Below are 13,087 nucleotides of genomic sequence, written 5' to 3'. Positions count from 1 at the left end.
CGTTAAAGTAACCTTCTTATGACATATTAGTAATACCCACTTAACACCATCTTTACAATGTGTAGGTTTCTTTGCGGCAAGAAATTTAAATTAAGGAATGAAGAAATTTTTCACACTTTTAGCAATTGCATTAACAACTTTGGTATCTGCCCAAAACACGGGTTCTATCGTAGGAAAACTTACTGACAAAGACTATAATAATGAACCACTGCCTTTTGCTAACGTTTTAATAAAAAATTCAGAAAAAGGGACTACGTCAGATTTTGACGGTCTTTATGAGTTAAAAAATGTAGTTCCTGGAACTTACACACTGGTGTATAGCTTTGTGGGGTATGAAACCGTAGAAATCAACGATGTTACGGTAGAAGGAAATAAGGTGACCACAATTAATGTACCACTTGGCGCTAGTGCAGCGGCATTGGATGAAGTGGTTATTAAAACTACTATACGTCGTGAAAGTGAAGTTGCTTTACTGCTTGAACAGAAAAAAGCAGTTGAAATTAAAGAGAGTATTGGCGCAGAACAGATGTCGAAAATGGGGGTTTCAGATGTTTCATCGGCGACTACCAAAATTTCAGGGGTAAACAAAACTGATGGCACCGGCGATGTATTTGTACGTGGTCTTGGAGATCGCTATTTATATACTACGCTGAATGGATTGCCTATTCCTTCAGATGATATTGAACGTAAAAATATCAATCTAGAACTCTTTCCTACTCGTTTAATTCAGAGTGTATCTGTGAGTAAAACTACTTCTCCAAGGATATCTGCAGATCAAGCTTCTGGAAACATCGATATTACTTCGAAAGAACTAAGTGGAAGTAGTGAGTATGCCGTTAGCGCAAGCTCTTCAGTTAATACAAACGTGGTAAGCGATGGTGTCTTTAATAATTTTAAAGTTTCCCCAAATAATAATGATGTAACCGCTGGTTTTTATTCAAAAGATTTTAATACAAAAGACGCTCTAACCCAGCAAACCTGGAGTCCGGAAAAAGTAGATGTTCCAATCAACAGATCATATTCTTTTACAGCTGGATCCAAAATAGGCGACAGAATACGCGTGTTATTTACCGCTGGTCAATCTTCAGATTTTGAATATAGAAATGGCGTTTTTAGACAATACCGTTCAAACTTTATAGATGATACTATTCCTGATGCGATTACGTGGAAAAAAGAAATTGCTACTTCAGGTTTATTGAGTGTTCGTTTTAGAGCGAACGACAATAACGATATAAAATTTAATACGCTTGTAATCAATAAAATTGAAGACCAGGTTTTTGAAGGAGGGAGAGCTGGAACTGCAACTATTTTTGAAGAAACAGATCCTTCAGAGGGGTTATTCCAATTTATCAGGGATCAAAACCTTAAAAAGACATTGCTTTCTGTTACGCAATTAACTGGAGATCATAATCTATCTGAAAATAATACACTTACTTGGGGGGCTGGATATAACTTTTTAAGTGCCGATGAACCCAACCGTATTAGAAACGAAGTAAACTTTAATGATAATCTAGTACAATTAGGGAGAAATGGTGGTTTTCAGCAGCGTAAAAGTATTCAGAAAATTGAAGATGTAGAATATAATGGACGTCTTAACGATGTTTTTAAAATTATAGATGAAGAAAGCAACTTACTTCATATAAATGTGGGTGGAAACTTCAGAAAGAAAACGCGTGACTTTGGTTCACAGTTTTTTGGTGTTGAGGAAGCATTTACAAATGCTATTAACCCAGAGTCTATTGATCAAATTTCAGAAATATTTACTCAAGAAAACTTTACCAATGGACTTTTGAAAGTGAATGAGCTTCAACCTGATTTGTACGAAGGCACACTACAATCTATCGCAGGATATTTTGATTTTGTGGGAACTACAGGCAAATTTACCATACAAGGAGGTTTACGGTTTCAAAAAGATGATATTGATGTAGATTTTGATGTTAACAACTTCCCGGGGAGAACAAGTTCAACAAATAAAGATTACCGTCGTTTGTACCCTTCATTCAATTTAAAGTATGCTATCAATGAAAAACAAAGCATCCGATTTGCAAACAGTTATACTACTACCTTACCTGAGTTTAAAGAAATAGCTCCTTTTGAATATGTATCACCTGTTGGCCAAGTAACCAGAGGTAACCCAGATATTGAAGCATCAAACAATTATAATTATGACTTGAAATGGGAGTTTTTCCCTTCAAGAGACGAACTGCTATCTGTTACTGGTTTTTACAAAAAAATTGAAGATCCAATTAACAAAGTTCAGGATAGAGGATCTGCAGGGGTTTTCTCCTACTTCAATTCTGGAAACGAAGCCGAAGTATATGGTTTAGAAGTGGAAGGTCGTGTTCTCGTAATAGACGGAGATGAAAACCCAAATTTGAAGCTAAGTGTAAATGCCTCAAGAATGTGGCATAAACAAGACTTGAAAGAAGTCTTTGACGAAAACGGAACATTTATAAGAACCTTTAGATACAAAGGCCTTACCGAAACAGATTTACAAGGAGCTTCAGATTGGATTGTAAACGGATCTTTAAATTTTGACACAAATACTGAAAATCCATTTGAAGCAACATTAACTGGAAATTATGCTTCAGACCGTATATATGCTCTAGGAGCTCCCGAAATACAAACCTCAAGTGATATAAACTACAATGATGCCATAGTAGAAAATGGTTTTGTGACGCTTGATTTAATTATAAACAAAGAGTTTGGTGAACATTGGAGAGTAGGACTTTCAGGAAAAAATTTACTAAACCCAGAAATAAAAAGAACCCAATTAGTACGACCGAGTACTACAGGAATTGAATCAGAAAAAACAGTCCTCTCTTATACTCGTGGAGTGCAATTAGGATTAAACCTTAAATATATTTTTTAACAATCAATGTGTAATTTAATTTAAACTAACATGAAAAAGATGAAATTAATGGCAAGTTATTTTGCCGTATTAAGTTTACTAATAGCGACGAGCTGTAGTAGTGATGATGACTTTGTATCAAGTGACGACGATCCAGTAGAAGACTCTAACCTAACAGGAGATTTGGAATCAGACAGAGTACTAGATCCTTCTCAAGAATATATACTTGATGGAACTTTTACAGTAAAATCTGGTAATAAGTTAACTATTCCTGCAGGAACTGTAATTGTTTCTAAAAGAGGAACGAATAACTTTATTGCAGTAGAACAAGGTGCTCAAATAGATATCAATGGTTCTGCTTCACTTCCTGTAATAATGAAATCGGAAGACGGAACCCCAGGAGATTGGGGAGGTCTTGTACTTTTAGGAGAAGCAACTACTACTGCAGGTGTAGATACAACTGCTGAGGTTAGCCAACTTGTGTATGGGGGTACTAATGATAGTGACAGTTCAGGAAATATCAATTATCTAATTATTGAAGGAGCCGGAGCTCAAATTAACTCTGAATCTCAATACAATGGTTTAACCCTATATTCTGTTGGTTCTGGTACAACTATTAAAAACGTAGCCATTATTAATGGTGCTGATGATGGGGTTGAGTTTTTTGGAGGAACTGTTTCTGTTGAAAACCTTTACCTAGAAAACAACGAAGATGACGCTGTTGATTGGACTGAAGGTTGGAATGGAACAGTGACTAATACTTATGTACTTCATACTATTGATGGTTTTTCCACTGCTGTTGAAGCAGACGGAGATAATAACAACCCAAAATTGATAAACTTTACAGCTGTTTCTTCTACAGGAGGGACTGCACTTCAATTTAAAAAAGAATCTGGTGCAACTATAACTGGGCTTTCATTAACAGGGTATGAAGTCTCTATTGACATGAAAGACAATGGACCATTAGAAAATGTAATTATTGATGGAGAGGTTGCTAATCCAAGCCTTTCATATGTAGCTGCTCCGACAGTGGATGTAGCTCTTTTTGATTGGGTAAACTCTAATCAAACTGGTGCTGCTTATACAATATTAGAGGGAGATATCACAGGAAGTGTAACATTAGACCCAACCGAAAGATATTTATTAAATAGTGCACTTCGGGTTCAAGCAGGAGGTGAATTAATTATCCCAGCTGGAACTAAAATTACGGCTCGTGATGCTGGTACAGAAATATATCTTGCTGTTTTAAAAGGAGGTTCAATTAAAATAAATGGTACAGCTAATAATCCAGTGGTAATGTCTTCACAAAATGCACAACCGGGAGACTGGGGTGGATTGACCATTTGTGGTGATGCTCCTACAACTGCGGGGATTGATGCAACGGCTGAAGTAGGTGGATTTATTTATGGAGGATCAAACCCCGCAGATGATTCTGGTAACGTTGATTACTTAGTAATTTTAGGTACAGGAGCTCAAATTAATTCAGAGTCTCAATACAACGGAGTTTCGTTATATGCTGTGGGTTCAGAAACTTCAATAAACAATGTTGCAGTATTAAATGGGGCTGATGATGGTGTTGAATTCTTTGGTGGTACTGTAGGTGCAAACAATTTGTATCTTGAAAATAATGAAGATGATTCAGTTGACTGGACCGAAGGATGGAATGGTTTATTGACAAACACCTATGTACTTCACGAAATAGAAGGTTTCTCAACTGCTATCGAGGCTGATGGTGACAATGGAAATCCTACTATCGAAAACTTTACAGCAATCTCATCTAATCCTGGTATTGCACTTCAGTTTAAAAAAGAATCTGGTGCTACTATGAACAACGTACTACTTAGCGGGCACACTACAAATGTAGACATGAAGGACGATGGTCCTGTTAGTAATATAATAGTTGATGGTGTACCGTTAACTACTCCTGATGATGATGTATTCAACGGCACTGCTGTAGACATCTCGGGATGGACTTGGATTAATGCAAGATTATAATTTAAAAGAAGACAGATAAAATAACTTATTATTTGTAATTTATTGTTAGCAAAAGAGGCTGTATTCATTTGAATACAGCCTCTTTATTAATAATACTTTATATAAAAACTAGTTGGAAACTACACGTGTATCTGTTACTTCCCAAGTATTTACTTTTGCTATCCTAGAATTAGAATACGTAACCTCTTTTATGGATTCCCCTTGAAAGAACATCCAAGAACCTACTTTTCTTCCGTTGTCATAATTAGCAATGGCAGTTTTATTTCCATTCGTGTCATAGCTAATCCACTCTCCCTGTAATTTATTATCTAATGTATAAAAACCTGTTTGTGCCACTACACCATTGTCGTGATATAACGTTGCTTCAATAACATTTCCATCTAATCCTGTTAGCACATATTTATTTTTCTTTACTTCTTGTGCAGTACCAATTCCTACTATTGCTATTAAAGCTAAAAGTGTGATTATATTTTTCATAATATTTTTTTTAAGTTCTGTTTACCAAATATACAACTAAATTTACATTAATTAAATGTTTACGTAACATTAAATTTACATTAAAACTATAAATATCTTGTTTTCAGCAATTTACATATTAAAACTTAACATTGGAATTAGCTTCAACTTAATAATTTATTAATATTACCTTGACGCCTACACTACATTAGAGTAGTTAATTTGTAAGGTCTTTAGACAAATTTACACCTCATAAAATCGTTTAAGTTTTTGTCGACTAGATTTTTTAAGTGTAGGAGCTGCCCTGATCAGGCAGCTTTTTTATGTTAATAAAATAGGTTATTATTATATAGAAATAATATTCAGGAAACATTAATTTAACATAAGAATCGGTTCTTTGCGCCGACAAAAACTTAAAATGATTCTATATGAGGCTACGCTATATAGTGTTTGCAGCATTATTTGCTTTTTTTATCAAAGCAAATGCACAAGAAACAACAGATACTTCTTTTGGTAAAGGGCTATTAAACCTCGTAGCCAAAGACAGTTCGTGGAGTGTTAAATTTGCCCCACGCATACAATTTAGAGCACTTTCCAGTTGGGATTATACTGGTGAAAACTACACAAAACCGGAACAAAATTTTTTAATTAGAAGGGCGCGGTTAAAATTTAACGGCTTTGCTTATTCGCCTAAACTGAAATATAAAATCGAGCTTGGGCTTTCCAACCGGGATATTTCCGGAGGGAACCAATTTACCAGTGATGCCCCACGCTATATCCTCGATGCGGTAGTCATGTGGAATTTCTACGGAAATTTTGAACTCTGGGCAGGACAGACTAAACTTCCGGGCAATGTGGAACGTTTGGTTTCATCGGCCAATATGCAATTTATCGACCGATCGTTGCTGAACAGCATATTTAATATAGACCGCGACATAGGCATCCAATTGCACCATAAAACCACCCTTTCAGAAAAAATTATATTGCGTGAAAAATTTGCGTTGTCGCAAGGGGAGGGCAGGAACATCACCTCGGGCAACTTGGGCGGCCATCAATACACCGGTAGGCTAGAACTATTGCCGTTCGGTGAGTTTACCAGAAACTCAGAGTATTCCCAAAGTGACTTAAAGCGCGAACAAACCCCTAAACTACTTTTGGGCGTTGCCTACGATTATAATGACAATGCCGTAAAAACAAGGAGCAACCAAGGTAGCTACATGCAAACCAGCAATGGATTTTACGAAACAGATATTTCAACCGTATTTGTTGATGCCATGTTTAAATATAAAGGATTCTCATTTATGGGCGAATTTGCAAATAGGGACGCTGACAATCCTATTGCCACAGAAGTTGATGGCTCCCCTGCTTTAGATGATGATGGAAACCCCACTAATGATGTTGTTTTAATAGGAAATGCCCTTAATTTTCAAGCTGGTTACCTTTTCAAAAACAATTATGAAATTGCTGGACGCTTTACTTCTTTAAATTTTGGTGCAATTACCAAAGCACAAAGCCAAAACCAATATACATTGGGAATTTCAAAATATATTGTAGGACATAAACTGAAAGTTCAAAGCGATATTAGCTATTCAACTATTGAACATGAAAAAGGGCCGATTGCATTTCGCTTGGGGTTTGATCTTCATTTTTAATAGATAACTTTTTGGTAACAATAAAAGGCAATTAAATTAAGAGATTTGCACCACTTTAAGTAAACAAAATGGAAAACATATACTTATTAATGATCGTAGCTTTAGCGGTACTTGCCGTAGCCGATCTTGTTGTAGGGGTTAGTAACGATGCCGTTAATTTTTTAAACTCGGCCATCGGCTCTAAAGCCATATCCTTTAAATCTATCATGATCATCGCCAGTATCGGTATTTTTATCGGTGCCGTTTTTTCCAGCGGTATGATGGAAGTGGCCCGAAAAGGTATTTTCGTTCCCGGTGAGTTTTATTTTGAAGAAATTATGATCGTCTTTATGGCGGTGATGATCACTGATATATTGTTGCTCGACTTTTTCAACACCCTCGGACTACCAACATCTACAACGGTATCCATAGTTTTTGAATTGTTAGGGGCTGCTGTGGTAATGGCCTTGATAAAAATTGGTGCCAACGATGCCGAAACTTGGTTAGACCTTGGTAAATACATCAACACGGCAAAAGCTACCGAAATCATCTTGGGCATCCTGCTCTCGGTGGTCATTGCCTTTACGGTGGGAGCTGTCGTGCAATGGTTGTCGCGCTTGGTGTTTACGTTTCACTACGAGAAAAAGGTAAAGAATTTTGGGGCTTTCTTTGGCGGATTTGCGTTAACGGCCATTGGGTATTTTATTTTTATGAAAGGCCTAAAAGGCACGCCCTATTACGAAGACTTTAAAGGAGTAATTGAAGGGAGCCAACTGTATTTTGTGGGCGGAAGCTTTATTTTTTGGACGCTTTTTTCTTACCTATTTATGAAAATCTTCAAAAAGAGCATTCTTGTTTTCGTCATTGGCGTGGGTACGTTTGGGTTGGCCCTTGCGTTTTCCGGAAACGATTTAGTGAACTTTATAGGGGTGCCCATGGCTGCTTTCCATTCTTATGAAGCGTGGTCAGCCTCGGGCGAAGCTGCTTCAACATTTTCTATGGAAGTACTTTCTGAAAAAGTGCCCGCAGAGCCCTTCTTGCTGTTCATTGCTGGAGGCGTGATGGTATTGACCTTATGGTTTTCAAAAAAAGCCCGTAGCGTGGCAGAGACCGAAATAGGGCTCTCCAGACAGGGCGAAGGACACGAAAAATTCCAGCCCAATATGCTTTCAAGGGTTGTGGTAAAAGGTACATCGAGAATAGCCCAAGGTTTAACGTACATTCTACCCAATAGAACGACCAAAAAAATCAATACCCGGTTTGAAAAACCCACCGTAGAATTGCCAAAGCACAGGACCTACGAATTACCCGCATTCGATATGATACGGGCCTCGATCAACTTGGTAACGGCAGGGGTTCTTATTTCAATCGCTACTTCTATGAAACTGCCATTGTCCACTACCTACGTAACCTTTATGGTGGCTATGGGCACCTCGTTGGCCGATAGGGCTTGGGGGCGTGAAAGTGCCGTATATCGCGTGGCGGGCGTACTCAACGTAATTGGCGGCTGGTTTTTTACCGCATTTAGCGCCTTTGTGGCCGCAGGAACCATGGCGTACCTTATTTTCTTGGGAAAAGGGGTGGCCATCGCTATTTTATTGATGTTGGCCGTTTTGTTACTGGTTCGAAATTACCTTTCTTACAAAAAGAAAAGCACCGCCATTATGGACGAAACGGGACTTAAAAAGACCGAGAGCAATACCGTACAGGGGATCATTCAGGAAAGTGCCGATAATATTGCAAAAGTGGTGCACCGAAGCAATAAAATTTATTCCGATATGCTCCGTGGATTGGCCAAACAGGACACGTCAAAGCTGAAAAAGAGCAAAAAGGGAGTAAAAAAGCTCAATAATGAAATTGACGAACTGCGCGACAATATATTCTATTTCATCAAGGACTTAGACGAAAAAAGTGTTCGCGGGAGCAACTTCTACATTATTATCCTTGGCTATCTGCAAGATGTGGCCCAATCGCTGGAGTATATTTCAAAAGCGAGTTACAAACATGTGAACAACAACCACAAGGCCCTACGTTTTAACCAAATCAAGGATCTTCAGGAGATAGACCAATCCCTTCAGGAACTATTTGTGGATATTGAACATATTTTCGAAAACCGTGAAATAGAAAAAATCAAGGTCGTTCTGGATAAAAAACAAGAACTGTTTGAGTATGTTTCGCAAAAAGTCGAAAAACAGATCGCCCGTACCAGAACCGAAGAGTCAAGCCCTAAAAACACGACACTCTACTTCAGCCTGTTACTGGAAACAAAAGATTTGGTCACGGCTTTGATGAATTTAATGGAAGAATATTACATAAGTTATAAAAAAGCATAATACTTTTTCCTTCCGAAAATAAGAAGAGCCTGTTACAGTTTTCGTAAAAGGCTCTTTTTTAGCTTTTAAAAGTTGGACTTATTGGTCTATTCCTAATTTTTCATGGGTTTTGGCAATGGCTTTTTCATTTTTTTGGTCAATCCAGTCCTGTCCTTTCAGTTTGCGCATCAAGGTATCATAATGGCGCATAATGGCGATATTGTAAATGGCTTTTCCCAAGTTTTTGGGGTTTCGGGCGATGGCGCGAAGGCTCATGGAAAAACCGGGGGTAATGTAGCGCATATAGTGCCAATAACCTTCTGGCATATACAGTACGTTGCCATGTTCTAAATGTGCCTTAAACCCTTTTGCTTTTTTCAACGCCGGCCATTTTTTGTAATCGGGATTGGCAAAATCAATATCTTCCCGTGTAATAAGGGAATGCGGTATTTTATACAGATAATCGTTTTGGTCTTGATCGAACAGGATTACTTCTTTTTTTCCGTGGAAATGAAAGTGGAAAATATTGGCCAGATCGATGTCATAATGCATAAAGGTATAACTGTCCTCGCCTCCAAAAAACAGCATGGGCAAGCCTTTCATTAACTTGATACCAAAATCGGGATACGAATAATCTTCTTGTAGCTCGGGCACCTCTTTTAAGATGTTCCAAAGAAAGATACGGTACTTGGTAGGTTCACGTTTCAGCAAATCGATGTACTCGCTCATTTTCATAGTCGCATGCGGCTCGTTAAAACCATCTTCATGGCTCACAGGACGGTTGTCGTACAACGGAACCTCCTTATCGCCCGCTACCTTTGCCATATAGTCCAGGTTCCATTTTTTATAAGCTGGCCAATCTTCAATAAATCGCTCAATAACCACGGGCTTTTGAGGCTTAAAATAATTATTGATAAAATCGTTTTTGGTAATGGTTTCAACCCGGTCTATTTCTTGTAATTGCATAGCTGTTTAAAAGGGCAAAATTACAAAACTTAGCTGAAAGGGTGTCTTAAAGAAATGTTTAGGTTGCTGGCGATGATCGTTTGGAACACACTTGCAAAAACGTTTTGTTACATTGCACATTTTCATAAAAACCTGAATTTAATTATTGTTTTTCAATAATTTTTTTATATTTGTTATCGATAAACAATAATTAATATCGTGGAAACCGCTAAACTTTTAAAAAATTTCATTAATGCTTTCCTGTTAATTCTTTTGCTTGCGGTTTTATTTGGGGGAGCCTTGCTCATTATATTCATTATAACCGGAGAATACCAAAACGTATTAAATATTCCCTAAAATTATAAAACCGTAAATTTATCAAACTGGATGCCACGGGTATTTTTAATGCTTGCACTAATAGAGTATATCCTTTTTATAATTGGCTTGTATTTTCTGAAAGTGTCATTAACTCATATCGTGCAGGGAAATTATTATTCTGAAAAAGTAATCAGCAATTTCAATACAGCTGGAAAACTGCTAATTTCGGTAGGGGTTACAACACTGTTATTACGCTTTTTGGCAGATATTCTTTTAATTGACCGCCTTGCGTTGACATTAGATTTTACAGCATATAGCCTCCTGTTTGTTATCATCATGGGGTTCTTTTTTATGCTGTTCAGTACTGTTTTTGCAAACGCCAAAAAACTTAAGGAAGAAAACGATTTAACTATATAGACATGAAAAAAATAAAACTGTTGCACGTTTTCGTGGTGGGGCTTATAATACTATATATCCTTTTCTTCCTCGGAAACACATACGTAACTTTCTTTTCCGATTTTATGGATCAGTTTGAATACCTATATGACAATTTTATATTTGGCTATTACACCCAGTTTGTTGGCGTTTTTCTTTCAGTTTTCACTTTTATTGGCTTGATTTATGTTAAAAAGGGGTTAAGCATAACACTAAAAAACGGTTTGTTTAATTTTAAAAGTTCAATAAATTTTATAACTGCAGGAAAATATTTCTTACTATCTGGAGTTTTGGGAGGTGTTTTTGATATAATTCTTTTCTTTTATTCGAGTGGATCAATAGTAGGTATTGCAAGTTTTAGTCAGAATTTTCTTCTTATTATTTTAGCTTTTGTGTTATATATTATTGCGGACATAATAAAAAATGGCACCGAGCTTAAAACTGAAAATGAATTAACGATTTAAGTCATGCCAATCACAATAAACCTTGATAATTTACTGGCAGACCGTGGCATGACGGGCAAAGAGCTTGCAGAAATTATAGGGATTACAGAAGCCAACCTTTCCATATTGAGATCTGGAAAAGCCAAAGCGATCCGTTTCTCTACTCTATCGACTATATGCGATGCCTTGCAATGCCAACCAGGCGACCTGTTGAAATACACTGAAGATTGAACTCATTTTTTTAGGGTAAAACCCATGACTTTTAATAAATTTATATTTTTAAATCACTAAAAAAACACCATTCAATTTGAAGATAGCCAAAAATCCTGTTGAAACGTTTATAAAACGATCTGCTTCGGGAAGTTTTTTCCTTATTTTATTTGCCATTATCGCCTTGATTTGGGCCAATTCGCCTTGGCAGGAAAGCTACCATACCTTTTGGAACGAAACTTTTGCCATTGGGTTCAGCAACACCGATTTTATCATTGAAAAACCCCTGTATCTATGGGTAAACGATGGCTTAATGACCATTTTCTTTTTTTATGTGGGGCTCGAAATCAAAAGGGAATTGCTCGATGGGGAACTGACCACCATGCGAAAGGCCAGCATGCCCATTTTTGCAGCGATTGGTGGCATTCTCGTCCCTATTGCGCTTTTTCTATTGTTGAATAAAGGCCAGACTGGCACAGCGGGATGGGGCGTCCCCATGGCGACCGACATTGCTTTTTCCTTGGGCATCCTTAACCTTTTGGGCAAACGCGTACCGCTGGGGCTCAAAATATTTTTGACCACCTTTGCCGTGATAGACGACATTGGCGCCATAGTGGTCATTGCTCTTTTTTACAGCCACGAGATGCATTTATCTTACTTATTGATTGCATTGGCTATTTTGCTTTTTTTAGCCTTTTTGGCTTACAAGAAGTTTCATTCAAAATACTTGTTGCTTATATGTGGCATCGTTGTATGGGTGTTGTTTTTACAATCGGGGATACACCCCACCATCGCTGGGGTACTGCTGGCGCTGGTTATTCCATCGAGCAGGAACATGAACTTGGACAATTTTTTCAAGGAAATGCGCAGTTCGCTCCACATTTTTAAAAAAACTGAATACGAAGGAATTGTACTTTCAGATAAACAACAAGATGCGGTGGACCGCATTAACTTGATCACAGACCGCGTGCAATCGCCCATGCAACAGTTGGAAAACGGCCTCAGTGGCTGGGTGGCCATCGTCATTATGCCTATTTTCGCATTGGCCAACGCCGGGATAACCATCAACCTGGACTCGTTGAGCGATACCCACCTTATATCGCATATTGCCATTGCCTTGGTTATTGGCAAGGTAGTGGGCATTTCTTTGTTTAGTTATCTGGCCTATAAGCTGAAAATCGCCGTACTGCCTACCGGAATAAGCTTCAGGCAAATTGTGGGAGTCAGTTTCTTGGGCGGTGTAGGCTTTACCATGTCGTTGTTTATTGCTGAACTGGCCTTCCGTGAAGACGACTTGTTGACCGTTTCAAAAATAGGGATATTATTGGGCACTCTGGTTGCCGGTTTAACGGGGTATCTTATTCTACGGTTTCAGCTTAAAAAGAAGGAAAAAGAAAATGCCTCATTTCCTGACTGATGTAAGAAAGAATCGTAAAAAATCTTGTAAACAAAAACGCCTTCGATTTGGAAGGCGTTTTTAGTATTTTATTC

10 protein-coding genes are annotated in these 13,087 nt (G+C 37.8%); 8 read left to right on the top strand and 2 right to left on the bottom strand.

Going from position 1 to position 13,087, the window contains the following annotated elements; genetic code table 11:
* The first annotated feature begins 97 nt into the window (after nt 1-97).
* Together DDV96_RS10595 and DDV96_RS10590 are read left to right on the top strand one after the other, a co-directional pair.
* Nucleotides 98-2,872 carry a TonB-dependent receptor gene (locus DDV96_RS10595; protein WP_116694745.1) on the top strand — a complete coding sequence of 925 codons (2,775 nt, stop codon included), beginning with the start codon at nt 98-100 and terminating at the stop codon, nt 2,870-2,872.
* 30 nt (nt 2,873-2,902) lie between these two features.
* Nucleotides 2,903-4,846: a hypothetical protein gene (locus DDV96_RS10590; protein WP_116694744.1), complete on the top strand. Its 1,944-nt coding sequence runs from the start codon at nt 2,903-2,905 to the stop codon at nt 4,844-4,846.
* 108 nt (nt 4,847-4,954) lie between these two features.
* On the opposite strand, the gene DDV96_RS10585 is transcribed toward DDV96_RS10590, so the two are convergent.
* Nucleotides 4,955-5,323: a toxin-antitoxin system YwqK family antitoxin gene (locus tag DDV96_RS10585; protein ID WP_116694743.1), complete on the bottom strand. Its 369-nt coding sequence runs from the start codon at nt 5,321-5,323 to the stop codon at nt 4,955-4,957.
* A gap of 407 nt (nt 5,324-5,730) precedes the next feature.
* Here DDV96_RS10585 and DDV96_RS10580 point away from each other — a divergent pair, with 407 nt between their 5' ends.
* Both DDV96_RS10580 and DDV96_RS10575 read left to right on the top strand, forming a co-directional pair.
* Complete coding sequence (locus DDV96_RS10580; protein ID WP_116694742.1) at nt 5,731-6,954, top strand: porin; 1,224 nt, start codon at nt 5,731-5,733, stop codon at nt 6,952-6,954.
* Nucleotides 6,955-7,022: 68 nt separating this feature from the next.
* Nucleotides 7,023-9,266, top strand: a complete 2,244-nt coding sequence (locus tag DDV96_RS10575) for an inorganic phosphate transporter (RefSeq protein WP_116694741.1) — start codon at nt 7,023-7,025, stop codon at nt 9,264-9,266.
* Nucleotides 9,267-9,344: 78 nt separating this feature from the next.
* Here the strand turns inward: DDV96_RS10575 and DDV96_RS10570 are convergent, their stop codons facing one another.
* The gene (locus DDV96_RS10570) at nt 9,345-10,211 is read right to left on the bottom strand and encodes a cupin-like domain-containing protein (RefSeq protein ID WP_116694740.1); all 867 of its coding nucleotides are present in this window, start codon (nt 10,209-10,211) and stop codon (nt 9,345-9,347) included.
* Nucleotides 10,212-10,577: 366 nt separating this feature from the next.
* Between DDV96_RS10570 and DDV96_RS10565 the strand changes: the two genes are divergently transcribed.
* From DDV96_RS10565 to nhaA, 4 genes are all read left to right on the top strand, one after another.
* A complete protein-coding gene (locus DDV96_RS10565) occupies nt 10,578-10,925 on the top strand; it encodes a DUF2975 domain-containing protein (RefSeq protein WP_116694739.1) in 348 nt (115 codons plus the stop codon).
* A 2-nt stretch (nt 10,926-10,927) separates the two neighbouring features.
* On the top strand, nt 10,928-11,407 hold the full coding sequence (locus DDV96_RS10560) for a DUF2975 domain-containing protein (protein ID WP_116694738.1): 480 nt from the start codon (nt 10,928-10,930) through the stop codon (nt 11,405-11,407).
* A gap of 3 nt (nt 11,408-11,410) precedes the next feature.
* The gene (locus DDV96_RS10555; protein ID WP_116694737.1) at nt 11,411-11,617 is read left to right on the top strand and encodes a helix-turn-helix domain-containing protein; all 207 of its coding nucleotides are present in this window, start codon (nt 11,411-11,413) and stop codon (nt 11,615-11,617) included.
* 76 nt (nt 11,618-11,693) lie between these two features.
* Nucleotides 11,694-13,013: a Na+/H+ antiporter NhaA gene (gene nhaA / locus DDV96_RS10550; RefSeq protein WP_206074019.1), complete on the top strand. Its 1,320-nt coding sequence runs from the start codon at nt 11,694-11,696 to the stop codon at nt 13,011-13,013.
* Nucleotides 13,014-13,087 lie beyond the last annotated feature (74 nt).

It is taken from the genome of Marixanthomonas spongiae (assembly GCF_003095375.1).
Lineage (GTDB): Bacteria > Bacteroidota > Bacteroidia > Flavobacteriales > Flavobacteriaceae > Marixanthomonas > Marixanthomonas spongiae.
This window is presented reverse-complemented; position numbering and strand designations above follow the sequence as displayed.